General features: G+C 54.1%; 21 protein-coding genes. 15 read left to right on the top strand and 6 right to left on the bottom strand.

Annotation, left to right across the window (positions count from 1 at the left end; all coding sequences use genetic code 11):
* The first annotated feature begins 77 nt into the window (after nt 1-77).
* From FJV47_RS01835 to FJV47_RS01820, 4 genes are all read left to right on the top strand, one after another.
* The gene (locus tag FJV47_RS01835) at nt 78-1,130 is read left to right on the top strand and encodes a proteasome assembly chaperone family protein (protein WP_235026299.1); all 1,053 of its coding nucleotides are present in this window, start codon (nt 78-80) and stop codon (nt 1,128-1,130) included.
* The gene (locus FJV47_RS01830) at nt 1,127-2,389 is read left to right on the top strand and encodes a nitrate/nitrite transporter (RefSeq protein ID WP_159609464.1); all 1,263 of its coding nucleotides are present in this window, start codon (nt 1,127-1,129) and stop codon (nt 2,387-2,389) included. Before FJV47_RS01835 ends, FJV47_RS01830 begins: the two co-directional genes overlap by 4 nt.
* An 83-nt stretch (nt 2,390-2,472) precedes the next feature.
* Nucleotides 2,473-3,576: a DUF4192 domain-containing protein gene (locus tag FJV47_RS01825; protein ID WP_159609462.1), complete on the top strand. Its 1,104-nt coding sequence runs from the start codon at nt 2,473-2,475 to the stop codon at nt 3,574-3,576.
* A gap of 252 nt (nt 3,577-3,828) precedes the next feature.
* Nucleotides 3,829-5,031, top strand: coding sequence for an RNA polymerase sigma factor (locus FJV47_RS01820; protein ID WP_159609460.1), 1,203 nt, complete (start codon nt 3,829-3,831; stop codon nt 5,029-5,031).
* A gap of 119 nt (nt 5,032-5,150) precedes the next feature.
* Here FJV47_RS01820 and FJV47_RS01815 read toward each other — a convergent pair whose 3' ends face one another.
* Complete coding sequence (locus FJV47_RS01815) at nt 5,151-5,375, bottom strand: hypothetical protein (RefSeq protein WP_131088526.1); 225 nt, start codon at nt 5,373-5,375, stop codon at nt 5,151-5,153.
* Nucleotides 5,376-5,596: 221 nt separating this feature from the next.
* On the opposite strand from FJV47_RS01815, the gene FJV47_RS01810 reads away from it, so the two are divergent.
* Nucleotides 5,597-7,705 carry a type IIA DNA topoisomerase subunit B gene (locus FJV47_RS01810; protein ID WP_159609458.1) on the top strand — a complete coding sequence of 703 codons (2,109 nt, stop codon included), beginning with the start codon at nt 5,597-5,599 and terminating at the stop codon, nt 7,703-7,705.
* Between the two features lie 75 nt (nt 7,706-7,780).
* On the opposite strand, the gene FJV47_RS01805 is transcribed toward FJV47_RS01810, so the two are convergent.
* Both FJV47_RS01805 and FJV47_RS01800 read right to left on the bottom strand, forming a co-directional pair.
* Nucleotides 7,781-8,746, bottom strand: a complete 966-nt coding sequence (locus FJV47_RS01805) for a M56 family metallopeptidase (protein WP_159609456.1) — start codon at nt 8,744-8,746, stop codon at nt 7,781-7,783.
* Between the two features lie 22 nt (nt 8,747-8,768).
* On the bottom strand, nt 8,769-9,140 hold the full coding sequence (locus FJV47_RS01800; RefSeq protein WP_159609454.1) for a BlaI/MecI/CopY family transcriptional regulator: 372 nt from the start codon (nt 9,138-9,140) through the stop codon (nt 8,769-8,771).
* A 350-nt stretch (nt 9,141-9,490) separates the two neighbouring features.
* Here FJV47_RS01800 and FJV47_RS01795 point away from each other — a divergent pair, with 350 nt between their 5' ends.
* Genes FJV47_RS01795 through cydC form a run of 3 tightly spaced genes read left to right on the top strand, consistent with a single transcriptional unit; the run spans nt 9,491 to nt 15,470 of the window.
* Nucleotides 9,491-11,086 carry a cytochrome ubiquinol oxidase subunit I gene (locus FJV47_RS01795; RefSeq protein ID WP_159609452.1) on the top strand — a complete coding sequence of 532 codons (1,596 nt, stop codon included), beginning with the start codon at nt 9,491-9,493 and terminating at the stop codon, nt 11,084-11,086.
* A 23-nt stretch (nt 11,087-11,109) separates the two neighbouring features.
* Entirely contained in the window at nt 11,110-12,135 is a 1,026-nt protein-coding gene (gene cydB / locus FJV47_RS01790) for a cytochrome d ubiquinol oxidase subunit II (RefSeq protein WP_159609450.1), read from the top strand.
* Nucleotides 12,136-12,161: 26 nt separating this feature from the next.
* Nucleotides 12,162-15,470, top strand: coding sequence for a thiol reductant ABC exporter subunit CydC (gene cydC / locus FJV47_RS01785; RefSeq protein WP_159609448.1), 3,309 nt, complete (start codon nt 12,162-12,164; stop codon nt 15,468-15,470).
* A 74-nt stretch (nt 15,471-15,544) separates the two neighbouring features.
* Here cydC and FJV47_RS01780 read toward each other — a convergent pair whose 3' ends face one another.
* Nucleotides 15,545-18,166 carry a DNA topoisomerase (ATP-hydrolyzing) subunit A gene (locus FJV47_RS01780; RefSeq protein ID WP_159609446.1) on the bottom strand — a complete coding sequence of 874 codons (2,622 nt, stop codon included), beginning with the start codon at nt 18,164-18,166 and terminating at the stop codon, nt 15,545-15,547.
* A gap of 98 nt (nt 18,167-18,264) precedes the next feature.
* On the opposite strand from FJV47_RS01780, the gene FJV47_RS01775 reads away from it, so the two are divergent.
* Genes FJV47_RS01775 through FJV47_RS01765 form a run of 3 tightly spaced genes read left to right on the top strand, consistent with a single transcriptional unit; the run spans nt 18,265 to nt 22,750 of the window.
* Nucleotides 18,265-20,925 (top strand): GNAT family N-acetyltransferase, encoded by a 2,661-nt coding sequence (locus tag FJV47_RS01775; protein ID WP_159609444.1) that lies wholly within the window; start codon nt 18,265-18,267, stop codon nt 20,923-20,925.
* A gap of 50 nt (nt 20,926-20,975) precedes the next feature.
* Nucleotides 20,976-21,563 carry a DUF5998 family protein gene (locus tag FJV47_RS01770; RefSeq protein WP_159609442.1) on the top strand — a complete coding sequence of 196 codons (588 nt, stop codon included), beginning with the start codon at nt 20,976-20,978 and terminating at the stop codon, nt 21,561-21,563.
* Nucleotides 21,560-22,750: an alkaline phosphatase family protein gene (locus FJV47_RS01765; RefSeq protein ID WP_370514879.1), complete on the top strand. Its 1,191-nt coding sequence runs from the start codon at nt 21,560-21,562 to the stop codon at nt 22,748-22,750. Before FJV47_RS01770 ends, FJV47_RS01765 begins: the two co-directional genes overlap by 4 nt.
* 74 nt (nt 22,751-22,824) lie before the next feature.
* On the opposite strand, the gene sepH is transcribed toward FJV47_RS01765, so the two are convergent.
* A complete protein-coding gene (gene sepH, locus FJV47_RS01760; RefSeq protein ID WP_159609440.1) occupies nt 22,825-23,883 on the bottom strand; it encodes a septation protein SepH in 1,059 nt (352 codons plus the stop codon).
* Nucleotides 23,884-24,142: 259 nt separating this feature from the next.
* Between sepH and FJV47_RS01755 the strand changes: the two genes are divergently transcribed.
* The gene (locus FJV47_RS01755) at nt 24,143-24,442 is read left to right on the top strand and encodes a DUF4193 family protein (RefSeq protein ID WP_159609438.1); all 300 of its coding nucleotides are present in this window, start codon (nt 24,143-24,145) and stop codon (nt 24,440-24,442) included.
* An 86-nt stretch (nt 24,443-24,528) separates the two neighbouring features.
* Here the strand turns inward: FJV47_RS01755 and FJV47_RS01750 are convergent, their stop codons facing one another.
* Complete coding sequence (locus FJV47_RS01750) at nt 24,529-25,062, bottom strand: DUF3093 domain-containing protein (protein WP_159609436.1); 534 nt, start codon at nt 25,060-25,062, stop codon at nt 24,529-24,531.
* Nucleotides 25,063-25,202: 140 nt separating this feature from the next.
* Here FJV47_RS01750 and dut point away from each other — a divergent pair, with 140 nt between their 5' ends.
* Genes dut through FJV47_RS01735 form a run of 3 tightly spaced genes read left to right on the top strand, consistent with a single transcriptional unit; the run spans nt 25,203 to nt 26,764 of the window.
* On the top strand, nt 25,203-25,658 hold the full coding sequence (gene dut / locus FJV47_RS01745; RefSeq protein ID WP_159609434.1) for a dUTP diphosphatase: 456 nt from the start codon (nt 25,203-25,205) through the stop codon (nt 25,656-25,658).
* Between the two features lie 39 nt (nt 25,659-25,697).
* A complete protein-coding gene (locus tag FJV47_RS01740) occupies nt 25,698-26,387 on the top strand; it encodes a DUF3710 domain-containing protein (protein ID WP_159609432.1) in 690 nt (229 codons plus the stop codon).
* 2 nt (nt 26,388-26,389) lie between these two features.
* Nucleotides 26,390-26,764 carry a hypothetical protein gene (locus FJV47_RS01735; RefSeq protein ID WP_159609430.1) on the top strand — a complete coding sequence of 125 codons (375 nt, stop codon included), beginning with the start codon at nt 26,390-26,392 and terminating at the stop codon, nt 26,762-26,764.
* Nucleotides 26,765-26,772 lie beyond the last annotated feature (8 nt).

The following is a 26,772-nucleotide window of genomic DNA, read 5'->3' as shown; positions in this document are numbered from 1 at the left end:
TGATACCTCTTAGGTTATCCGAGGAAATGGTTCATCGTGCGTCACTTCACAGCGAGCGTAAGCGCAGAAGAGATAGTATGAAATACCGCGCTCAAAATGGCGCCATAAGTACGACCAAAGTTGCCCGTCGCTCGTCTTCGACGGACTGGGCATTGAATGAGGAGAAAATGTCCAAGGAATCGTTGATGACGTTGGTCGCAGACGACTTGGATAATTCAGGCTTACAAGGCCTGGGAATGTACATTTTGCTCAGGAGCATGAGCGATGCCGGGCAAAGCCAAGCGCAGGTTTCCAATGAACTTTTCGGACGCCTGGATTCTGAGCTCTTCGCGACCTTTGACGCTGATGAACTCGTTGCTTACACGTCCCAGCGGCCCCGGCTAACTTTTCTCGGTGATCACTTCGCTGGCTACCAAGCGCCTCGTATCGAAATTTACCTAATGACCGATGAGATGGATCGAAAATTCTGGTTCCTCACCGGAGTAGAACCTGACCTTAAATGGGAACGCGTGATCGCCGACATTCTCGGATTCATTGACGCTTTTAACGTTTCATTGGTTGTGGGATCGGCATCGCTTCCTATGCCGGTTCCGCATACGCGACCTGTAGGCGTGACAGCTCACGGTAACCGCAAAGATCTGATCGAAAATATCTCGACATGGAGCCCCACTGTCGAATCACCAGCGGGAATTACTTCGTTGCTCGAAATCCGTCTGTCCGAGGCAGGACGAGACATCGTTGGGTACTCACTTCACACACCACATTATTTGGCTGAATCCGAATACCCGGCCGTTGCAGTTGCGACACTCGAATACGTCGGAGCCGCTTTGAAGCTGGCGCTACCCACCGAGAATCTTCGCGAAGCGGCACGTCTTGTCGACCAACAGCTAGCCGAACAGCTTGAAAGCAATAAGGATGTTCGCCAGATGGTGGATGGGTTTGAAGAGCGTTTTGACGCCCACGTCAAGGAGCATGAACCTCGTTCCTTGCTCCTTGACGAGGATAAGCAGATGCCAGACGCTGAGGAATTGGGTGCCAGCGCAGAACACTTTTTGTCACTCATTGAGAACACCGACGACTGGTTGGGGAACGGCCATGACCAGGGCCAACCAGGTGATCAAGAACAGTGAGTCAAACGCATTTGAATTCAAAGAAGTCATGGTTAGTTTTCGGCTTCGCAATTCTTGCTTACGTATCGGCAATTTCGCAACGCACTAGCTTTGGTGTTGCTGGTATCGAAGCCACGGAACGGTTTCATGCAAGCGCGCAGATTCTCGCGACGTTCTCCGTAGTTCAGCTCGTTGTTTACGCAGGTGCTCAAGTTCCGGTCGGTTTACTACTGGATAAGTTCGGGCCGCGAATCTTGATTACCGGTGGTGCGCTACTCATGTCGGCGGGGCAAGCATTCCTTGCGATGTCCGTGAATGTACCAATGGGCTTGATTGGGCGCGTAATGGTCGGCATGGGCGACGCGATGGTCTTCGTATCCGTACTGAAATTATTGCCATTATGGTTCTCCGGGGCCAAGATCCCTGTGCTGACGCAGCTTACGGGTACCTTCGGCCAGCTTGGGCAGCTCATCAGCATCTTCCCGTTCCACATGATGTTGCTCAATGCCGGCTGGTCGCCGGCGTTCTCCGTGATGTCAGGTTTCGCCTTCGCAACTTTCATCACCACGGTGGCATTCGTACGAAACGGAAATAGCTGGCAGGGAGCCAGCGCTGGACCCCACTCCACGGATTCACGGATTCTCTTAGCTCTCAAACAACCCGGAACTCGGCTAGGTTTTTGGACCCATTTCACCACCGTATTTATGGCAAATACCTTCATGATGACGTGGGGGTACCCATTCCTCGTCGAAGGCCAAGGGATCAACAGTTCGTTGGCCTCTGGCCTGATGTCCGTATTTGTCGTTGTTGCTGTCGTCCTTGGCCCGGTTTTGGGAACACTTACCGCACGTCATGCACAGCATCGATCCAACTATGCGCTGAGCATTATTGGCCTGATGCTGGTGTTGTGGACCGTGGTCCTTTTATGGCCAGGACACGCACCGCTATGGTTGCTGATCTTATTGATGATCAGTGTTGCTGCCGGTGGACCTGCTTCGGTGATCGGATTTGATTTCGCTCGCACCTTCAACCCACCTCGAATCTTGGGCACCGCCACCGGGCTGGTGAACACCGGTGGGTTCATCGGTGCGTTCGTGACCATCTACGTAGTCGGGTTCATTCTTGATCTGCTCGACAAAGCCAACGGTTCCACTGGGGAGTTGTACAACCTCGGTTCGTTCAGAATCGCTTTGTCAGTGCAATTTGTGATGGCTGGCGTAGGCATTACTTTCATGCTGATCGAACGACGCAAGGCACGCCGCTTCCTCGCTGAGAACTAACCAGCGTCATTGGCAGCTCAGGTTTCTCCACAACTGGTTAGCGATGAGGTCTCAACTAGTTGGTATCCATGCACCGTAAGTGCATGACTACTACACCCGAACGACGACCGATCTCGCTCTCCAACTACAGAGACATTCTGGCCTACGTCCCGCATGCTCTCGGGTTTCACCCGCAAAATTCAGCAGTATTGCTGCTTATCGATAATGATCGACTTGAAGCTACACTACGCGTTGATCTACCACCGACTTCTCGTGGTGAAGACATCAAAACGTGGACTAACCAAGTACTTCGACTGCTCGCGCGAATCCCCACGATTCAGGACGTCGCTCTGGTGATTTATGCGCCAGAAGAACAACATGCAGAGGTCGGCACTCCCTATCAAAAGATCGTCAATTCTCTAGAAGATGCATTGAGTCAGCAGGATCTGAGGCTACGACACGCATGGTGCCGTCGTGGGACGATGCTGTGGGATTACGATCCAGAGCAAATTGACTGCGCAACCGAAGTCCCGCCACTAGACACGAACGAAACGCACCTTTCGATGATCCTGGCGGGATCTGCACCGATGGAAAGACCATGGGACGGTACGGGAGTTAGCGAATGGTCTAATTCTCGAGAAGTACTTCGACTGGTTGTTAGCCAAGACGACAATGTCATGGAGTGTCTGGAAGCTTGGCAACGGATCCTTGATATGGCTCAGTCCCATTCGGCCGTTACTCTCCATGAGGATCCGGAGCTTGCAGCCGTGCTTCTAGGATCTTTGGGTACCAAGTTCATTCGCGATTTGGTGCCCTACCTGGCCAGCCAAGGCCTAGAAGACACCTTGGATATCATTTTTGGCGTTTCCTTTGAAGCTCAAGAGGGTGCGCTTGCGCCACTGACTGATTTTTTACTCGGACGAGGATGGTACGCGCCCGACTGGCGACGAGTCGATCGATTGTGGGAGGTAGCTCGTGACCTGCTAGGAGTGGCGCACGGAGATAGCCGCCAAGCACTTTTATGCATCCTAGCTTGGATTGAGTGGGCACGCGGGCGTGGCTCGATGTCCCTGGTGCTCTTGCGTCAAGCTGTGGCGGAAAACGAAAAATATGAGTTGGCCGTTTTATTGCAGAAACTCATGTCGCACGGGATCATGCCCTCGTGGTCGACGGACCAGCTTCGTGCTTGGCGTGCGAACTTCTCGTGAAACCGGCTCGCCGGAAGGCCTCAAGTGGTGAATGGGCGGTAATTCGTGGATAATGAAACTACAGACCCGGTTAGGTTCGAATTGCCTTGGCCTGAAATCTACTGATTTTGGGAACAGAAGGCGGGCTTGAAGCGTTGTTACCAATGTGCCAGCCCCGGCGTTTAGTCACTGATTAAACGTCTTCGGACTTGACAGGGTCATAGTGGTGTTACCGGCAGGTGCATCCGGAACGCATCGTTAGAAAGGTTATTCGTGTCATCTTCTGAGACGAACGCTAATCGTCAAGCAACTGAAGCCGAGGTCATCGAGGCAGAAGAATCAGCAGAAACTCCTGCGGCGAAGAAGCGTGCAACCAAGGCTAAGCCTCGGACCAAAAAGGTAGCTGCAGATACTGCAGAACAGGACGAATCAACCCCAGCTGTCGCAGAAGGCGACGACGATGCTGAAGAAAGCACCGACGCGAAGTCTGACGACAACTCGAAGGGCTTCACCCTCTCCAGCGGTGACGATGACGCTCCTCAGCAGCAGGTTATGGTTGCCGGTGCAACTGCTGATCCGGTTAAGGATTACCTGAAGCAGATCGGTAAGGTCGCGCTGCTGAATGCTGAGCAGGAAGTCGATCTGGCCCTGCGCATTGAAGCAGGTCTGTTTGCTACAGATAAGCTTGAGAAGGACGACGGCTCGATGGATCAGCGCTTGCGCTGGGACTACGAGCAGATTATTCACGACGGCAAGATCGCTAAGAACCACTTGCTGGAGGCTAACCTTCGCTTGGTCGTTTCGCTGGCTAAGCGTTACACCGGTCGTGGCATGCTCTTCTTGGACTTGATCCAGGAAGGTAACTTGGGACTGATCCGAGCTGTTGAAAAGTTCGACTACACCAAGGGCTTCAAGTTCTCCACGTACGCGACGTGGTGGATCCGTCAGGCTATTACTCGTGCTATGGCTGACCAGGCTCGTACCATCCGTATTCCGGTACACATGGTTGAAGTCATTAACAAGTTGGCTCGAGTGCAGCGCCAGATGTTGCAGGATCTCGGTCGTGAACCAACTCCAGAAGAGCTGGCTAAGGAACTGGACATGACTCCTGAAAAGGTTGTCGAGGTTCAGAAGTACGGCCGCGAACCGATTTCCTTGCACACGCCACTGGGCGAAGATGGCGATTCGGAATTCGGTGATCTGATTGAAGACTCTGAAGCAGTCGTTCCGGCCGACGCCGTATCGTTCACCTTGCTTCAGGAACAGCTTCACTCCGTTCTCGACACACTCTCTGAGCGTGAAGCTGGTGTTGTAGCCATGCGCTTCGGACTGACTGATGGTCAGCCGAAGACACTAGACGAGATCGGTAAGGTCTACGGAGTGACGCGTGAGCGTATCCGTCAGATCGAATCTAAGACGATGTCTAAGCTGCGTCACCCATCGCGCTCGCAAGTCTTGCGTGACTACCTAGACTAAGAATCAAACCAATCGGGCCAGCCAAAACAGTTATGTTTTGGCTGGCCCGATTGTTTTATATCCAAAAAATTGGTGACCCACAAATGTGGGCCACCAATTTATAGTTGGACGAAACGAGACTAGTCGTTGGCGTCTACCTTTGGCTTTTCGTAAAGTCGCGAAGATTCGTCCTGCCAAACAGAGGACTGTGGGCGTAGTTTTGGTTCTACATCGCGGGCGTGATGAGCGCAGAACAGCAACTCACCGCCGGTTGAAGCCAGCACGGCTCGCACGTAGGCCTGTGCGCCACAGCGGTCGCACCGGTCGAGGGCGTTCAGTTCACGACTAGCGGTCGTAGTAGTCATTGCCAGCCTCCTAAAGTTGATGGTTACTCTATAGAACCAGTTTGGGCTTCGACTTTATCCCTAAAACGGGTGTCTTTCGCTCACCGCGTAGTCGATGTGGATAAGGTCATAACACTTATCGGCAGAGCTTATCGGTGGAAATTGTCAGGTATTCGAACACATTAACGATTAGAATAGAACGCAAGACGTTCTTTCAAATGTAGGTAGGAGACTAAGGCCCAGTGGCTTCATCCGACAATTACAGCGCGCGACATCTCTCCGTTTTGGAAGGCCTGGAGGCGGTACGTAAACGCCCGGGCATGTATATCGGTTCCACTGATTCCCGCGGCCTTATGCACTGCCTTTGGGAGATTATCGACAACTCTGTTGACGAGGCGTTAGGCGGTTTTGGCCAGGCAATTAACGTCATCTTGCACGCTGACGGATCTGTCGAAGTACATGATGATGGCCGAGGCATTCCGGTTGATATTGAACCTAAAACTGGTTTGAGTGGACTGGAAGTGGTCTTCACCAAGCTTCACGCCGGCGGCAAATTCGGTGGTGGCTCCTACAGCGCTTCCGGTGGTCTGCACGGTGTGGGTGCTTCGGTGGTCAACGCGCTGTCTGCTCGTTTAGACGTGGAAGTTGACCGCGGAGGCAAAACCTACGGATTGCAGTTCCGACGTGGCGAACCAGGGAAGTTTGCGGATAGAGGTCGCAAGAAGGCGGAAGCTACATTTACACCGCATGAAACAGCTACGGCACCAGAGATAATTGGTAAGGCAAAACGTGGTGTCACCGGAACCCGAATCCGGTACTGGGCGGATAACCATATCTTCACCCCGGATGCGAAGTTCTCGTATCAGGATCTGCAAGATCGCGCCCGTCAGACTTCCTTTCTGGTGCCGGGCCTTCGTATCACTCTTCGTGATGAACGCGGGCTGGCGGGTACTCCAGGTGCCGAAGGGCCACACGAAGAGATCTTCCAACATGATGGTGGCATCAGCGAATTTGTGGACTACCTGAGCACTGATTCGCCGGTCACGGACATATGGCGTTTCCAAGGTAGTGGCTCATTCCATGAAAAGGTTCCGGTCATTGACGACAAGGGACGCAGCCACATGGAAGACGTACAACGAATTTGTGAAGTCGATGTGGCCCTGCGATGGGGGATTGGCTACGACACCTCCGTGCGAAGCTTTGTAAATATCATTGCGACTCCAAAGGGTGGTACCCACAGCGCTGGCCTTGAACAGGCATTGCTCAAGTCCTTCCGAAAAAATGTTGAAGCGAACGCTCGAAAACTCAAGTTCGGACAAAAGGACAAGCTGGAGAAAGACGACGTTCTTGCTGGCATGACTGCAGTCTTGACCGTTCGTTTGGCGGAACCGCAATTCGAGGGTCAGACGAAAGAAATTCTCGGTACTCCTCAGGTGCGTCAGATTGTCACCAAGGTGGTAGAGAAAGCGCTAAATGATCGTCTTGGGTCCAATAAGCGAGCAGAAAAGGCGGAAGCATCTACCTTGCTTGAAAAGGTAGTCAACGAGATGAAATCTCGTGTCTCCGCTCGTATGCATAAGGAGACTCAGCGTCGTAAGACTGCCTTGGAGTCCTCGTCGCTTCCCACGAAACTGTTGGATTGCCGAAGCAAAGAAGTAGAAAAGTCCGAACTGTTTATCGTGGAGGGCGACAGTGCATTAGGTACTGCTCGATTGGCCAGATCCAGCGAGTATCAGGCACTGCTGCCTATTCGTGGCAAGATCCTGAACGTGCAGAAAGCTTCGATTTCAGACATGCTCTCGAATGCTGAATGCGCGGCGATGATTCAGGTGATTGGTGCAGGGTCCGGACGAAGCTTCGACATTGAGCAGGCGCGTTACGGGAAAATCGTGCTGATGACCGATGCTGACGTTGACGGCGCGCACATTCGTACGTTGTTGCTGACATTGTTCTACCGTTACATGCGGCCAATGATTGAGCACGGCCGCGTTTACGCAGCAGTTCCACCACTGCACCGAATTGAGATTATCAATTCCGGATCCAAACAGAATGAAGTGGTGTACACCTACTCCGAAGCTGAAATGAATCGTCTTCTTGCCAAACTTGAAAAAGAGGGAAAGCGGTACAAAGAGCCGATCCAACGGTACAAGGGCTTGGGCGAGATGGACGCCGACCAGCTAGCCGAGACAACCATGGATCGTCGCCACCGCATGTTGCGCCGTGTCGGAATTGAGCATGCGCAGGCAGCAGAAGAAGTATTCGATCTCCTGATGGGTTCAGACGTCGCCCCGCGCAAGAAATTCATTATTGACGGTGCCGATGACTTAGAGCGAGAACGCATCGACGTCTAACAAACTTCGCAAGAGTCCTTGGACTGAGCAAAAGCTTAGTCCGAGGACTTTTTGCTGTCTGGAAATAACGGGATCCTAGTTCCACGACAGTAGGGTAGGAGCAATTAATAATCCCGTGGGGCAGGCCAAGAGCAATACTGTGCTGGTTAGTACCAGAATTCTTGATGGCCGATTTAGCGAGTTTTCAGGTGAAAGTAGACGCTGAAGCCGGCGGGAGGAAACTTCGCCGCCAGGCATGCCAACTAATTGAGCATTGGCCGAGTTATTCGCGCTCGTGCTTTCCTCAACGGCAGCGGCGGTGGCAACAGTGACGATGGCTTTGAGGAGCGTCTGGCGATTTACTCGTTCCAGTGCTCTGTCATCGGCGAGCATTTCGATTAGCTGGCGGACTGCCTCGAGGGCCAACTTGGATGTTGGTAACCAGGGTAGTGCTTCATTCCATGCTGTGAACGCCAAGATCAGCAAGTCATGGCGCTGGTCTAAGTGAGAACGCTCGTGGGTGATGACCGCTTGCTGTTCCTCTGGAGTCAGTTGAGTCAGCAGGCCGCGGGACAGAACGGTGACTGAATTTGAAATACCTGGTACACAGTAAGCTACTGGCATATCGTGATCAATCACCAGCGTGTTAGGCCTGGTCTCTGAGGGGTTGCTCAGCAGAAGTAGTAGCTGACGATGCTTAGCCCTCTGCCTTGAAGTGCGCCAAGCTGCTCGGATGAGTGTCAGTACCAGATGGAACCCAAAGAGGAACGCTGTGCTGAGCGCAAAGAGGTGAACAACTCCCGGATACTGCACCCCGGGGTCACCCATCAGCAGGCGCCAACCACCATGCAGGGCAGAAATGAGGTTGTCGCCAAGAGGCGTTAGCCCCCAAACCAGCATGGATCCGATCATGGACAGGCCACCACCCAAGGCGATGGCCTGCCATAGGAGTACGGCCTGGACTGGGGCGCGGGTAATCCATTTAGCTTTTGATAATGCCAACGGCGTCGGCCACGCTAATGCGATGGCCAACGCCGCTAGGAAATATGAGGTGAGAAGCACTCAGTCCCCGAAGTTGTCTAAATTATGCGGACTTTACTGAGTCCAAGATAGCACGCAGAGAAGCTGCCTCATCCGCGGTTATGCCACCAATGAAACGGGCTAACACTGCTTCACGATCCTGTGCGGAACCGAGGGCTTCATTGAGCAGGCCAACGGTGTGATCCTCACGGGATGAACAGGCAGCGTAACGATGAGGACGCGTGGAGCGTTCGCGTTCCACGAGACCTTTCTTTTCAAGGCGGGCAAGCACTGTGAGCACCGTAGTTACTGCGAGTTCTTTCGCATCGGTGCCAAGTGCTGCGAGATCATCGCGAAGGTCGTTCGCGGTGAGTGGTTCTGCGGAGTCCCACAGAAGATCCATGACGGAACGTTCCAGATCGCCAAGGCTGGCCACTAGCTCTTACCTCACTTGCTTTTAGTTCTTTCGCTGCACTCTTCCGGATTTTGCCCGAACGTACAGCTTGAAACACTAATTGTAGCGACATTTGGACCAGATTTCTACACGGCGTAAAAGTGTAGCGAGTCGCGGAGGCGGATCATGAGTTGCGGCTCCAAGACCAGTGGCCCTGGGGCGAGTGACAATATCGCGACAAGTGAAAGCCTGCGAGTCGTTACTGTGTGAGGGATCTCGATAAGCTCGACTTCTACAAGCTGTCGAAATCGTCTATGGTGATACGTAAAGGCACTTCTACGATACGTAGAAAAGTCTCGGAAGCTCCTACAAAGCGATAAATTGAGGAATCAATGGATGCATTGGAAATTGCCCGCTGGCAATTCGGCATAACCACGGTCTACCACTTTCTCATGGTGCCGCTGACCATCGGCCTTGGGCTGACCGTCGCAGTACTACAAACCATCTGGCACCGCACCGGTAACGAACACTGGTTGCGTATGACGAAGTTCTGGGGAAAGCTCTTCCTGATTAACTTCATCATGGGCGTGGCCACAGGCATCGTTCAAGAATTCCAGTTTGGAATGGCTTGGAGCGAATATAGCCGTTATGTCGGCGATGTCTTCGGAGCACCACTGGCCATGGAAGCGCTACTCGCGTTCTTCGTTGAATCAACGTTCCTCGGATTATGGATCTTCGGCTGGAAGAAACTGCCCAAACTGGTCCATTTGGCCACCATCTGGTGCGCTTCCTTGGCGACCATACTCTCGGCCTACTTTATTCTTGTTGCCAATTCATGGATGCAGCACCCGGTGGGGACCAAGATCGTTGACGGTCGAGCCGTTATGACCGATGCATGGGCTGTCTTCACCAATAACACCGCTCTAATTACCTTCCCTCACACACTCTTTGGAGCATTTGCCGTCGCCGGTGGTTTCCTGCTGGGAATCTCATGGTTCCACCTTTATCGCCGCCGGAAAGCGGGAATCGATACCGTTGATGCCAACGGTTATGTGATCGTCGGAGAAGACACGAGTCGCGGCAAAAACCGCGACAAAACCGACTACCAAGTGTGGATCAAGTCCTTGAGGATCGGTGCCAGTGTCGCGGTCGTAGCTTTCCTAGGCGTAGCCCTGACCGGACACGAGCAAGCCAAACTTATGTTTGAACAGCAACCCATGAAGATGGCTTCCGCCGAAGCCGCTTGCCACGACGGCACTGGATTCTCCGTCTTGTCACTCGGGGACATCAGCGCACACGGTGCCACCGACTGCGACGATGTAGTAGCTGTTTTTGAAGTACCTGGTCTGCTTTCATTCCTCGCAAACGGAAACTTCACGACGGAAGTAAAAGGGGTCAACACCCTTATTCCGGAATACCAGCAGAAATATGGCGAGTACTACCCGGACGATGAGTCCTTCGGAGCGTACGCGGGGCAGAAAATTGACTACCTGCCAGTGATGGAGGTGACCTACTGGGGTTTCCGTCTCATGATCACCTTCGGTGGCCTCTCCGCGGCAGCAGCCGCACTGGCCTTATGGATTACGCGCAAGGGTACGGTCCCTGAGAACAAATGGATTTCACGACTGGCGGTCCTAGGTATTGCTGCACCATTCGGTGCCAACGCCACCGGCTGGATATTCACGGAAATGGGCCGGCAGCCTTTTACCGTGGCACCGAATCCACAAATGGGCGGAGTAGACCAAGTATTCATGTATACCGCCGCGTCAGTCTCACCGACCGTGACCGCGGGTGAACTTCTCTTCTCGTTGATCACCCTTACCTCGATTTATGCTGTCTTGCTTGTCGTTGAATTGGTGTTGCTCACTCGGTACATCCGCGGTGGTGTCGCTTCGGCGATGCCTGAGCTGGACACCGCTAATCACGGTGATCATTCTGATTCCGGCAACAACGATGATGACGACGACGTTTTGGCGTTCGCGTACTAGCCCCAGGACCAAAGGAGAAAATCATGGAATGGCTACCAACACTGTGGTTCATCGTCATTGCCCTGCTCTGGTGCGGCTACCTCTTTCTTGAAGGATTTGACCTCGGGGTAGGCATGCTCATCGGATTGGGTAGACCAACGGAGAAAAGAAAACGACTCTTACTGAACACTATTGGGCCCGTCTGGGACGGGAATGAAGTTTGGCTGATCACGGCCGGCGGAGCGATGTTTGCGGCGTTCCCACACTGGTACGCATCGCTGTTCTCGGCCTTGTATATTCCGCTCACCATGGTTCTGGTCGCGCTGATCTTCCGAGCCGTAGCCATCGAATATCGCGGAAAAGCGATCACCGTAGTTACGCGAAATCTTTGGGATCTAGCCTTGGGAGTTGGCTCGTTGCTCGCTGCCTTTGGCGTTGGCGCGATGCTCGCCTCCACCACAATCGGCCTGCCACTGAACGAAAACGGTGACCGCATTGGGGGACCGTTCGCATGGCTTACCTGGCATGCCGTTCTTGGCGGCGTAGCAGTCGTAGCCTTCTGCTGGATTCACTCGCTGGCTTTCTTGCGTTTGAAAACTGACGGTTTGGTCCGGTTCGAAGCAGGCAAGTTGGTTTCGCGCTGGTTGCCAGTAGCGGTACTCCCACTAGTGGCGTGGGTCGTATGGGTGCTAGTAACCAGCGGCTCGGCGCTGGCCTGGGTTAGCTTTGCGGTCTCTTTGATCGCTCTCGTGATCGCTGTGATCACAGGCCGAAACCACAAAGAGGGGGTCTCCTTCGCGGCACTGGGAATCATGTTGCTAGGAGCAATGGCCGCTATTTTCTTGGCAGCTTATCCTGTCGTGCTTCCATCCACGCTGGATCCCGCATTCGACCTAACGACTGCCAATGCCTCCAGCACCGCCTACACATTGAAGCTCATGAGCGTGATCGCTGCCTTCGGCGTACCACTGGTAGTGGCCTATCAAGCGTGGAGCTACTGGGTATTCCGCAAACGCCTGCGTGAAGAACACATCCCAGAGACTCATCGCGTGACTTCGATCGTCAACTAACTCTACGTAAAACTGAAAGTCGAGCTATGCCAGCCCCACGTTTTCTACCACGAGAACTGATTTCCCCGCGCCAGTTCACCTTGCTGACAACTTTCTCCGTCATCAAGGCAGTGGGGCTGGTGCTTGTCGCTTATGCCCTCGGAGTTTGGATTGCTGCGATGGCACAAGGGGAGAACCCAGAAACCGTGCTGCTGTATGTGGCTGGTTGTGGCGCGGTGGTACGAGCCGTCGCTGCATGGGGACTGAATGTGGCATCGCGGCGGATGGGCTTGGGAGTCAAGGAACGGCTACGTAAGAATCTCGTACAGTCCCAAGCAGCTCATCCCTCCATCGTTGCTCAAAGCCAAGACGCAGTTCCTGTGGTGGCAACGTTGGCGAGCCATGGAATTGAGAAGCTTGATGATTACTTCACCAAATTCATCCCTGCGCTTATTGGTGCTGTCGCTGTACCTCTTCTCGTTGGCCTCTATATTTTGAAGGTGGATTGGGTCAGCGCCATCATTCTGTTGCTGACAGTCCCGCTCGTTCCAGTGTTCATGGCGTTGATCGGAATGCATACTCAAGACACCCTAAGCCAATCTCAAGCGTCTTTGGACCGGCTGGCGAGTCAACTATATGAGCTAGCTCAGGGGTTGCCGGCTCTATTGGGTCTCGGCAGAGCACGCGAACATGGAAACGCCATTGCCAAAGTTGGTGAAAAATATCGAGCTGCGACGATGGCCAACCTCAAGACTGTGTTTATGTCGAGTTTTTGGCTGGAACTGATTTCGACACTCTCTGTTGCGGTGCTCGCGGTATTTATCGGAGTCCGGCTAGTCAACGGATCCATGGAACTATCGGCTGGACTGACCATCTTGATCCTGGCCCCCGAAGTTTTCTCTGCACTGCGCGAAGTTGGTTCCGCTTATCATGCCGCAGACGACGGACTGGCCGCATTCCAGCGTTATGCACAGATGACCACGAAGCCGTCAAAGTCGGGACTCAAGAAGGAAGCATCCGCCAGCGCAGGCAACATCCTAGAAATTGAAAAGCTCACCCTGCGCTACCAGGATGGCGCTGAAGTCTACAAAGATTTTGATCTGGCTCTGGCAGCCGGAGAACGCCACATCATCGCCACCCCCAGTGGCACAGGCAAAACGACTCTGCTTACCTTGGTCGCCGAGGCATACAGCAGTGACAATACATTTGATCCTGCATTGGTACAGGGCGCCATCAGTTATTCCGGGTCAATCGCAGCTATCACTCAGCATCCACGCTTTGACGCGAGTACGGGCAGTGAACAGATCGCACAGGATGCGCCGCTGGCGACCGGAGAGATGATCTCGGACCTAGCGACCCACCTGTCACTCTATGACCTGCTTGCGCGAAACATCGCTGAATACTCACCCGGAGAACTGCGCAGACTTGAAGTGATGCGAGCTTTGCTGCGCGTCCACAGCGAACCGGACTGCACGCTACTGCTTGCTGATGAGCCCACCGCGCACTTGGATCAGCACAATGCCGAACAGATTCGCGGATTGCTCAAACGGCTCCCTGAACGCTGCGCAGTACTCATTGCCAGTCACGATCCACTTATTGAGCAAAGTCCTGTCATCAGCGCGCCTGTAACCACTGCGGGAACGGTATCGGAAGTAGCAGAGGATCTGCATAGAGACAACGAAGGCTATGCCGCAACCCAAGGGACCACTACACCGTTCGCACCTCGTACCGAGCTGTTGAAGAACTATCTAAGTGCACGCAAAGCCGTGTTGTGGGGGAGCATTAGCGTCCTGTGCGCCGCAGCGCTGGCCGCACTCAGTGGTTGGTTGATCGTTGAAGCAAGCTATCAACCACCGATCCTGCACTTGAGCGTAGCCTTTGTTATGGTCCGCGCACTTGGCATTGGAAGGGCGGCCTTCCGCTATCTAGAACAATTAGCCATCCACGACGCAGTACTAGGCTACGCAGGCAAGCTGCGCGAAAAAATGTGGAATGCGATGATTGCAGACCCTTCGCGATGGGGACTATTCAGCCGCTCATCGGTGGTCTTACGTTTCCTGCTGGCCGAGGTCGACGAACTGCGTGACCAGCTTGCGCGGGTACTTTTCCCTCCATTGTCCGCCATCACGTTGTGGGTTCTTTCCACCGTTGCCCTGTTTATCATTCAGCCCGAATTTGGTTGGGTAGCAACCCTGGCGGGGCTAGTTCTTGTCTTCCCAGTTCGTTGGCTGGTTCGGCGCGTAGAAGGCCAACAACTGGTAAAGCAGATGAACCATCGATTTGCCATGAACCAGTCAATTGTGAGCATCCTGCGCCACAAATCAGCGCTGCGGATCAACCAGTCGCTGAAACAAGCGATCAAATCATTGGACACCCAGGAACAAGCCAACACCATGGTGGCCCGGCGTCACGCGTTGGGCCAAGGCACCGCATCTGCGCTCGCCGTATTTTTCAGCGTGCTGATGGCAGTGGTCATTACTTCCATGTCGCACAGTACTGCTTCCATGACGGCATTGGCTGTTTTGCTCAGTCTTGCCTTGGGCGACAGCGCAGGCAATGCGCTGATGGCAGTGCAACAGGGTGCGTCGCTGAAGCACCTGACCAAACAACTTGAGGCCAACGGATTGACCAGCCGAAATTCTCATCCAATGGCACAGAAGCAAGCCACCGATGAGCTGCGAGCTCCCGTGGTCGGCTACGAACTTCAGGACGTGGGCTTGGGGTATGGTTCCGCGAAGAACGTGGTGTCAGAATTGTCCGCGCAAATTCCTCCAGGACAATGGACCGCCATCGTTGGTCCATCGGGCGCGGGCAAGTCGACCCTACTGACGGCGTTACTGGGAGCGCTGCCGGTGCGGTCGGGACAGCTGTATGGCGTGGATGCAACCGGCCACAGACAAAGCATTGAACAAGCAGATCTCTCATCGGTGGCGTGGTGTCCTCAAGAGGCGCATCTTTTTGACTCATCTATTCGCCGGAACCTGATGCTCGGTGTCCCGGAGAACGAAGAACGAACGGATGATCAACTCATCGCGGTCCTCCAACAGATTGGCCTGTCGTCCTGGTACCAGAATCAGAGTAATGGGCTTGAAACTAAGATCGGTTCGGGCGGACACAATCTTTCAGGAGGCCAACGCTGCAAGCTTGCCGTAGCGCGAGCAATTCTTGGCGGTCATCAAGTGATCTTGTTGGATGAGCCCACCGCACACCTTGGGGTTGATGAAAGCGAAGAACTGATTGACACCCTTCGCCAAGCCTTAGCCACTCGTACCGTGGTGCTCATTACTCACGATGAAAAATTGGCGCAAGAATGCGATCACAGCATCGATTTGGGCGTTCGAAGTTTGGCACGGTAGGGCAAGTAAAAAGGTGCCGTCATGAATCGACAGTGGTGATTCATGACGGCACCTTTGGCGCACCGTGCCTCAAGTTAGAGAATTACTCCGCCATCATCAAATGGCAAGGTGTCTTCGCCAGGTGTAAACGTTGGAGCGGGTCTAGCCTGCTGAACCTCAACGGGGGAGTCGGGCTCACTAGTAACCGGTTGGACCGATGCTGCAGCTGGGGCGCCGGCAACGCTGAGCGTGCCGCCAAGGACATTGATCGACTGCGCCAGCGGAGCACCTGAACCGTCGCGCTTGCCGTACTCAGTGGGCAAGGCTCGTACGATGCCAGCAGTGGAACTCGCGCGAGCAGGACCTTGTCCAGCGAATGCGAGCTGCAAGTGGTCCTCGCCCTTGACGAAACGGTGTGCGCGAACGCCCGCGGTGGCACGGCCCTTGGAAGGGAACTGTGCAAATTCTGTCAGCTTCACCGACTGACCGGAAGTTCCTGGCAAGGTTTGTGATCCGGCGGCGATGGTAGCCACCACGGTGTGCTGCGCATTCGCTGGGACTACACCAAAGAAGATCACCCGATCATCTGCACCGAGCTTGATGCCCGCCATGCCTCGGCCGGTTCGACCCTGCGGACGCACCGCAGAGGCAGGGAAACGCAACAGTTGAGCATCGCGAGTCAGGAAGACCAATTCGTCATCTTCACCAGCCACGCCGGCGGCAATTACCGTATCACCGTCTTTGAGCGTGATGGTCTCAAACTCATCGCGGTTCAGTGGATATTCCGGAGTGACTCGTTTGACCACTCCTTGTTGCGTACCGATGGCCAGAACCTCATTAAGCGGTACCAAAGCGATCGCTTTTTCACTCTTGGCCAGCTTCAGGAACTCGGCTACTGGCACGCCCTGGGCCAATTGCGGGAAGCCATGGGATTCGGGCAGGACGGGTACGTCGATCAACGAAACGCGGATAATCCGGCCGGTGCTGGTTAATGCGCCAATTTCGCCGCGCGCAGTGGATGGGACCTGCGAGACAAGCACGTCGTGCTTTATCCGCGCCGCAGAGAAGTCCACTGGGCTGCGATCGTGAGTCCGTGCAATTTGTCCGGTGGCCGAGAGTAGAACCCAACAGGCGCTGTCGGAAATTTCCATGGCCAGTTTGGCGGTTTTGCCGTTGCCAACAGCTTCTGGAAGTGCTGTTCCCTTCAGCGGCGCCAGTTGCGCAGACTTGAGTAATTTGGTCCGGCGAGGTGTGCCGAAAGTTTCAGCCATGGTGCCCAGCTCTTCGGAGACTAGGCTGCGCAGTAGCTGATCGGAAGCCAAGATGGCGCGCAATTTTTCAATTTCTTCACGCAGCTGTTCGGCTTCGGTTTCCAATTCCAGCTTCGAATATTTGGTCAGCTGGCGCAGGCGCAGTTCCAGGATGTGGTTGGCTTGCGCTTCGCTGAGGTCAAAGACCGTCATCAGTCGCTGGCGGGCCTCATTGGTCTGCTCGGAGGAACGGATGATGGCAATCACGTCGTCGATATCGACAATGGCGATCAACAGACCTTCAACCAGGTGCAAACGATCTTCGCGCTTTGCCAAACGGTACGCGGTACGACGGCGAACCACGTCCAGCCGGTGGTCAACGTAGACGGTCAGCAGTTCGCGTAGACCCATGGTGCGTGGTTGACCATTGACCAGTGCCACGTTGTTGATACCAAAGGAATCTTCCATCGGTGTGTACTTGTACAGGCTAGTCAGCACAGCGTTGGGATTAAAGCCGTTCTTCAGCTCAATCACCAATTTGAGCCCGTGGTGACGGTCAGTTAAGTCAACGACATCTGAGACGCCGGAGATCTTCTTGTTATTAACTCCGTCTTTGAGCTTTTCGATGACCTTTTCCGGACCCACGCCATAGGGCAGCTCGGTAACGACCAACGCTGACTTGCGTGCCGAAAGCTTCTCTAATGCCACAGTGGCTCGTGTACGGAACAATCCACGCCCGGTACGGTAGGCGTCCTTCACCCCATCCAAACCAATGATGCTGCCACCGGAAGGTAAATCTGGTCCGGGAATGAACTTCATCAGTTCTTCAACGGTGGCCTCAGGTTCAACCAACAAGTGCTGGGCGGCGGCGACTACCTCGCCCAAATTGTGTGGCGCCATGTTCGTGGCCATGCCTACGGCAATGCCGGTGGTGCCATTAACAAGCAGGTTAGGGAAAGCAGCCGGGAGGACCTCGGGCTGCATGAACTGGTTGTCGTAGTTTGGAATGAAGTTCACAACGTCTTCATCCAAATTGGCGGTCATGGCTACCGCCGAGGCAGCCAGCCGCGCTTCGGTATAACGCGGTGCTGCCGGACCGTCATCGAGCGAACCGAAGTTTCCGTGGCCATCAATCAGCGGCAAACGGAGCGAGAAATCTTGAGCTAAACGCACCATTGCGTCGTAGATCGCGGCGTCACCGTGGGGGTGTAGCTTACCCATGACTTCGCCAACCACGCGAGCGGACTTCACATGTCCCTTTTCAGGGCGCAAACCCATCTGCGCCATCTGGAAAAGAATGCGACGCTGGACCGGCTTTAGTCCATCTCGTGCATCGGGCAGAGCACGTGAGTAGATCACCGAGTAGGCATACTCCAAGAAGGAGGATTCCATTTCATTGGTCACGTCGATGTCGACGATGTTTTCAACAAAATCCTCTGGAATCTCTTCTGACTTCTTTCGAGCCATTACTCTTTTTGTCCTTCACTTACTCTCTTGCGGCATCAACGGTCGAGACTTCGTGTTGCGTCTGGGCACAACGCGAAACTCCCGACTATCCTAAGCCTATGGTGGATCGTAAACTTTCGGCGACATATCCGGCACATTGGGAAGCTGATGTTGTGCTGCGCGACGGGACGACAGCTCATCTGCGTCCAATCACCCCGCAGGATGCGCAGGCGCTGCAAGAAATGCACAAACATCAATCTGAAGCCTCGGTCTACCTACGCTATTTTACGTACAAGTCATCGCTGACTCCTAAAGAGCTCGAACGCTTCACCAACGTGGACCACAGCAACCGGGTAGCTTTCACCGTGGTGCGCGGTACCAAAATTATTGGAGTCGGTAGATACGATCGACTGGATAATCCACTGGAAGCTGAAGTGGCGTTCAACGTCTCCGATGAATATCAAGGCACCGGTATCGGTTCGATCTTGCTCGAACATCTCGCAGCCGCCGCTCGAGAAAAAGGTATCGAAAAGTTCGCCGCAGAAGTTTTGCCCGAAAACCGCAAGATGCTCACCGTTTTTTCGGAAGCCGGCTACGCCGTTGCCCGTCACTTTGAAGACGGTGTGGTGATGCTGGAATTTTCCATCAGCCCTACCGAGAAGTCACGAGCAGTCACCGAATCTCGGGAGCACCGTGCCGAAGCCAGTAGCGTAGCTGGACTACTTTCACCGGATTCCGTCGCCATCATTGGTGCTAGCCGCACCTGGGGCAAACTCGGTCACGATGTACTGGAACGAATCATCGAATCAGGATTCTCCGGCACCGTTTACGCCGTCAATGAGGCGGCGTTGGAGGTCGGCGGTATGGTGGCCTACGGAAAAATTACCGAAGTGCCTGGAGACGTCGACGTCGCAGTGCTGTGTATTCCGCGCGAGCGTGTCTTGGAAGCCATCACGGACTGCGCTGCCCACGGTGTGAAGGCGTTGGTAATCATGTCGGCAGGCTACGAATCCGCTGAGGGTCTCGGCGCGCAGCGAGAACTGGTAGCATATGCTCGTGCTAACGGAATGCGCGTGGTCGGACCGGCTTCGCTGGGGCTGATTAATACCGATCCAGAGGTGAAGTTGTACGCTTCGGGCAGCTCCGGATCGCCCAAGCCTGGCAATGTGGGTATCTTCTCCCAGTCAGCCGCCATGGGCATGATTCTGCAAGGTGTTGCATTGCAACAAAGTGTCGGGGTCAGTAGCGCGATCTCGGCAGGCCTGCGTGCCGATGTCTCGGGCAACGACGCCATGCAATTCTTCGAAGACGATCCTCGTACCGGCGTTGTAGCGATGTATCTGGAGTCTTTCGGCAACCCTCGTAAGTTTGCGCGCATCGCCCGCAGACTAGCCCGACGTAAACCAGTGGTCGTTGCTAAGACTGACGTGATGGGGCGCAGGCTACCTCCTGGACACTCTGTGCGTGTAGGGCAGGCGCCAGCGGGAGCGATGAATGCGATCTTGCGCCAATCCGGGGTGATCCGTGTTCGTTCTTCGGAAGAGCTGCTCGATGTTTCTTCGCTGCTCTCAGTCTTTCCGCCACCGCTTGGACCCAACGTGGCCGTGTTATCAAATTCTTCGACGATTGCCGAGGTGGTTTGCGACGTCGCTGAAACTCGGAACTTGAACACGAAGATTGACGGAGAGGAGCTGGACTATGCGGTTGGCCAGTCCCGGGCGATACCAATGCTGCGCCGCAGGATTCAAGAACTAATCAAAGATCCTGAAGTAAACGCGGTAGTGTTGGCGCACCTTCCATACTCCGGATTGGAAACTTCGGCTGTTCTCAAAGTAGCGCGTGAATTCCTTGACCAGACCAAGCCAGTGTTGTGTCTAGTACCAGGTTTATCGGATCACAAGATTACTGGCGGCCTGAACCAAAGCGTTCCTTTGTACACTTCTCCGACAACGGCGATAGGTGCGCTTGCGAAAGCCTACGGTTACCAACAGTGGCTCGATGTACCGTATGAGGCCATCGATGATCCTGCAGGCATAGATGTGGAAGGTGCTGCAGGGTACCTGAATGAACTGGGGAAAACCGTCTCCGGCTCTAACCTACTAGAGCTGAGCGAAGCTCAAGCGCAAAAACTATTGGGCTTCTACGGGATTCAGATTTTTGGCTCTCGCGTTGTAAACACAGTCGCGGAGGCCGTCGCGGCGTCAGACGAACTGGGCTGGCCTGTAGCACTGAAGGCCAACGACCCCGACCTACGCCAGCGCTTAGATCTGGGCGGCGTACGGTTGAGCATTCCCGACCGTGCCAGCCTTGAATCAAATTTCACCCACATGAAGTTGTTGATGCAGTCCTACGGAGTTGAAACCCTTGAAGTGCAGCGCATGGCACCGGCCGGCCAAGCTTGCGTACTTAAAGCAGTGGAAGATCCACTGCTTGGACCGGTAATCTCCTTTGGCCTCAGCGGAGATCCGGTGAACCTTCTAGACGACTGGGCCCACGGCGTAGCGCCACTGTCGTTGCACGATCTTGAGCAACTAATTAGGCGCCCTCGAAGCAGCGTTCGCCTGCTGGGGTATCAGGGTTTAGCAGCCGTGGACCTAGAGGCGCTCAAGGACTTTATTACCAGGGTCTCGCTGTTCAAAGATAACCATCCAGAAGTCACGGTGGCCAAGTTTGCGCCAATTTCGGTATCGGCAAATTCGCTCAGTGTGTTAGCCGTGAATATTCAGATCAGCAATGCTGAGCAACGTACTGACAGCGTGCGCCGCGCATTGAGAAGCTGACGGACGTTGGCCAACGTGAATTGATGATGGCGACTGAGTAGAATTGACGTATGAGTTCTCCAACATATTCGACTGCTCCTGGCGCTGAGCTTCAAGACGATCTGGTGCGGGCAGGATTCTATCCGCAGATGGTTCAAGATGTCCTTGCCGAAGCAATGATGAATCAGCCCGTGCTTGACCACTACGTTCATCTGGAAACTCATTTCGACAACACAGAGGTTCACCGACACATTACGGTCATGGTGATGAGCGAAAAAGTGCTGTTTATCTTGCATGTTGATGATCAGCAACTTGATGATCACGGACGAGATGTAATGGCTCAGGTTTCGGTCGAAATGATCGCACTGTCGCGGATTGCCTCTGTGGCAACCAGCTTTGTTTACCACCAGCCGCAGCACTATTCGGCCGCAGATCCGGTCAAGGAACTGACTTTTGGCATGTCATGGGGCGGTACCAAACGCATCGATCTAGCTCCAGCCGATTGTGGAGATCCACAGTGCGAAGCTGACCATGGTTTGAACGGAACTTCGCAACCAGAAGATTTAGTCATTCGCGTCAGCGCTGAAGCTGATGGGCAACGTGCGGTGAATAAGGCTCGTGAATTTGCTGTTCGACTACGTTTGGCGACAATCTCTTGAGCGATAGCAACGAGCTCGCCGTGCCCGAACTTGCAATGCCAGCAACTAAGATTCCCGAGGCACCTAAATATGGGCAAGCCACCCTCTCGGAGATTCTTCCGTCGGCAGCAGCAGCTCTAGGAGTTCCAGGGTTCGCCAACGTGTTGGGCTTGAAAAAAACTAAGCGCGTTGTGGTCATCATGGTGGATGGTCTGGGCTGGAACCAACTCAAAAGCCATACTGGGCATGCCCCATTCCTTCGGTCTTTGTTTGCCTCAGGGCAAAAGTTGGGCACTGGCTTCCCCTCAACCACTGCAACGTCCCTGAGCTCTTTGGCTACCGGAGTGACTCCCGGAGAGCACGGCATGCTTGGATACGATGTGGTTGATCCGGATAAGCGTCGAGTGGTGAACCAGTTGGGTGGTTGGCCGGCCGATTTGAATCCTGAAGTATGGCAAACGCAACCTACCGTTTTCCAAAAGGTAGCGGACCATGGACTGCATGTAGCCACAGTGTCCATTCCGATGTTCGCAAAGTCTGCGCTGACTCGTGCTTCGTTACGTGGACCGGTCTTTGTCGCGGCGAACCAACCCATGGCGCGAGCCAAAGCCACCCATACAGTATTCGAAAAGCATCGCAGCGCGTTGGTTTACACCTACTTCAACGAACTAGATAAGACCGGGCACAAGTTCGGTGTGGACTCGAGTCAGTGGCGAGACACCCTGGAAGAACTCGACTACGTCATCAAATCGTTGGTCTCTCGCTTGCCTGAGGAAACTACGGTGCTAATTACCGGAGACCATGGAATGGTTGATGTTCCTGAATCTCAACGCATCGACTACAGCAAGTATCCAGAACTCATTGAGTCGGTGGAACTGACCAGTGGGGAACCTCGCGGGGTTCAGCTTACCTTCGCGCCCGAAGCAGACGAGGCCTGCAGAGATCGAGTGAAAGCCGCCTGGCACGAAGCATTTGGTACCAAAGCGTGGATCTTGACTCGTCAAGAGGCAGTGGAGCGCGGATACTTTGGTCCGATCACCGCCGAGCATCTAGCGCGATTGGGGGACTTGATGATCCTGGCAGCAGAATCCATTGCTTTCTACGACGGTCGCCGAGTCGCTCCGATGGCTTTTGACATGGTTGGCCAGCACGGCTCGCTCACAGCAGGGGAGCGATTCGTACCTCTGCTGGTACACAGAACGGCATAAGTCGAACAAACCAATACGCGACGGGCTAGCACCAATTGGTGCTAGCCCGTCGCGTATTTGGCATCCAGTGGGATTTAGGAATCCGTATCCTTCTTGCGCTTTCCGAACATGATGTCGTCCCAGCTTGGAACCGACGAACGTTTAGCCTTGCGTGGGGCAGTGTCGTCATCCTGTTCGGAGGACTTATCCTGCGTATCAGATTCGTCATTGCTCGAATCAGTGACAACCATCAATTGCGAGGTACGAGGCGAAATGCCCTGCGGAAGATTCGGCAACGAGTCTTCTTCCTCAGCGTCGTACTTACTCATGCCGCGTTCAATGATGTCGTTGAAGCGGGACTCGCGCTCAGGATCTTGATCCTTAGGACGCTGCCCTCGACGAGCGTTGAGCAGGGTTACCAACTCTTCGGTCTCGTCAGCTTCGGGAACATTGGATGCAGGTGGCTCAGGTTCAGCCTGACTTACTGCAGCAACTGGGCGGAAGTATTCAGGAGCAACCTGCTCGCTGAGAGTCTGTGCCCAGCGGTTCAAATTCTTCAAAGACTTACGTGCTGGCGTGAATGACCAGCGAGCAACATTTTCAGCTGCGTTTTTCGACTCGGAACCAATGGATTCAACATTGTCGCTGGGTAGCGGCGAATCAAATTCAACGGTAATGATCCACTGACCTTCTGGATCTTTCCACGAATTCCAACGAGCAGTTTCGCTGTCGATGTGCAACTGGTTAAAGCGATGCACCACCATGGAGCCCAAGTCTGCTGGCTCTTCGCCAAAGACTTCACGGTATTCAGCATCAGTCTGTGGGCCTGAAACTTCGACACGACGAGCTAGCTCAGCCATGTGTTCGCGTTCAGCCAGAACCGGGCCTTCGTACTTCACGATGTCTTCGATGGGGACGTCCCATTCAAGTGACAGATCATAAGCAGAAGCGCCAGCACGCACGCGCGCCTGAATCTCACGTGGCGAGTGGACCGAAGATTCTTCGCGGTTCCTTGGGGCCCGTGAACGAGCGATTTCTGCCATTGCACTGCGCAGTGCATCGTCAACGGGGAGTTCATAGCTCATCCCGTCGTCACTGCTGACCTGCAGGCTGGAACCATTTTCATGAATTCCTACCAGTCTCAGCTGACGCATTAATACCCTCCACACGCTCTATTTCCTGAGTAAAACTCTGCCACCTTGGAGGCTGATTTCCTACCACCGCACCGGGTGTGGCGCAAGAATAGTCATCAACTTCACGTCGTATTTCCTATTCCTTCTGCCCGTGGCATAGCCAGAGCAGCGAAGGAATGGATCCTGCCTAAGAACGTTATACTTCTATGCCGGTACAATTTTTCACTCAATGATGTTACCGGCCTGGACGATGACCTGCAGAAAAGAGCAAAAAATTATCATGACATCTGAATCTGCTGCACCGACGATCCTCTCCGATGAAGCACGCGCCAAGGAAATTGCCAAGCTCAAAGCTGCCAAGGGCGTTGAGATGGCTAACCTCATCGACGAATCAGAAATCTCCTTGGCCGAAGATTTCGTCTTGCCTGGCGGAGAAACTGCCCAAGAAGAAGCAAGCATCGAAGTGATGGCCGAGCAAGCAGATGAATTCACCTGTGCTTCGTGCTTTATGGTCCGTCACCGTACACAGCTGGTCCGTGAGGATAACGGTCAGAAATTCTGTAGCGAGTGCGAAGGATAGATCCCCAACACTTTTCAGAAGTGTTGAGGATCTAGAGGTACTGGTGGGTTCTTGGTAACCCGCTCAGAAGAGCTGGTGAGGTGCTGTTATTCTTCGTTGGCTTCGTGAGCCTGCTCTCGCTCCTCGGATTCGAGTTTGCCTTCTTCGGTGAACTCATACATGACCCCGGAGAGGGCAGCGGCGAATTCTTCAGGACGACGGGTTGAAACCAACCAGTATGGCGTGGTGTCACGCTCGTCAGTGACCTCCATCTTCACTACACCGTCGAGATAGCCTCGAAGGACCATGTACGCCAAGCCGTGAAGTTTTTGACCTCGCTGCTTGAAGGCTTCCTCGCCGCGGTAACCGGTGACTTCACCGATGTATTTGCGTTCGATGCTCGCGCGGCCCGCTGAAATGGTGCTTTCGGTAATTTCGATGGCCGGTACTCGCACGATGAAGATTACGACCAAAGCAATCAGAAATGCCACGCCAACGCTCCAGCCGAGAATAGCGTTGATTGGGGCAACTGCAACGCCTGCGGTGATCGCAATGATGACTGGCCAAATCCAGGTGCTGGCCGAGGGCCAAAGTTTTTCGGTGTACAGAACGCGCGAAGCCTCGGGGCTGGTATTACTCATGATTCCAAGTCTAGGCAATATTTCTTTGAACGCAGACTGCACCGGTGTGAACAGGTCTTTCTAAGGACTGCGCGATAGAGTTAAGTCAACGAAACATATGAACGATCATGTCGCTAGACATCCGGGGGACTACCACACCGATGAGTGAGCCAACACTTTCGATTGCCATCAAAATGCTTGACAGCGAACTACCTGTACCAAGCTACGCGCATCCATCTGATGCGGGTGCTGACTTGCACGCACGTGAAGGCGTCGTACTTCAGCCAGGAGAGCGTGCGTTGGTGCGTACCGGCATTGCCTTGGCCATTCCGCACGGCTATGTAGGCCTCGTGCATCCACGCAGCGGTCTGGCCGCTAAGCACGGAATTACTGTGGTCAATGCACCGGGTACTGTTGATGCTGGTTACCGTGGTGAGATCATGGTCACCTTACTCAATACTGATCGGACAGAGCCGTTCACCGTGAACCGCGGAGACCGCATTGCCCAGCTAGTAATTCAGAAAGTTGAGCAGGCCGCTTTCACCCAAGTTGATTCGTTGGAAGAGACTGCACGGGGAGCTTCAGGCTTTGGATCCACTGGTGGATTCAGCGCTTAAGTACTAGCGCGGACAGCAAACGCAGATTTTAAGGACACCATGATTTTTAAGCGTAAAAAATCCAAAGAGCAGGAACCTGCGGTTGAATCAACCGAGGCGGTCGTTGAGGCTGAAGAGCCAAAAACTGGCCCGTTCGATGTTAAAGATGTCGACAATACTGATGAATACCTAGATTTTGGGTCCATACTCATCAAGCCGGTGACTGGTTTGAAAGTACGAATGGACGTTGAAGAGTCCAACCAACGAGTCATCGCAGTGTCACTGGAAATTGCAGAGTCTCGCGTTCAGCTCATGGCCTTCTCCTCGTCCAAGTCTGAATCCCTTTGGCCCGGCATCAAGGACAAGATCAAGAGTGATATCACCGCCCAGAACGGTGAGATTTTCAAACGCGATGGCGCTTACGGTGAAGAGCTGCTGGCGCGTGTTCCTCAGCAACTGCCTGACGGTCGCGCAGGCCATGTAGCCTTGCGTTTTGTTGGCATTGACGGACCACGTTGGTTCCTGCGGGCCGTCATTGGTGGTAATGCCATTTCCGACGAAGAAGCGGCACAAACCGTTGAGAGTGTTCTGCAAGATGTCATCGTGAACCGCGGAGACAAGCCGTTGCCTCCTGCAGAATTGTTGCCGCTGAGCGTGCCAGCAAATGCGCAGACCCGCCCAGTTAGTGAAGACGCCCAGCCAGATCTGAAGCGTCCAGAGCGCGGACCAGAAATCACCCAGATCGGCTAGAGATGTCGCTCAGAGAAAACCCCATAACGCCGCAACTCGGTCCTGCCGATCCAACAGTGGATTACCTGTGTTTGGAGAACTTGGACCAATTGCCTGTCAAAGGCCGAGTGAAGCATATGGGCTACGTCCAGTCGGTGAGTTATTCACCACCGAATCAGCCTCCACTGCTCAAAGCCGTGGTTGTTGACAAGCTGGGTAGCGAGGCAGCACGACAAGGAACTGTGGCACACGTGAGGCTGGTGTTCATGGGGCAGAAATCTGTTCCAGGGATCAAGCCGGGAGTAAAAGTCGAATACTCGGGAATGGTCGCACCAGTTGATCAAGTTCCCACCATCTTTAATCCTCGTTACGTTATCGTTCCCGTGGTGCGAGGATGATTGAACAA

It is taken from the genome of Glutamicibacter sp. JC586, from assembly GCF_009805585.1.
GTDB lineage: Bacteria > Actinomycetota > Actinomycetes > Actinomycetales > Micrococcaceae > Glutamicibacter.
This window is presented reverse-complemented; position numbering and strand designations above follow the sequence as displayed.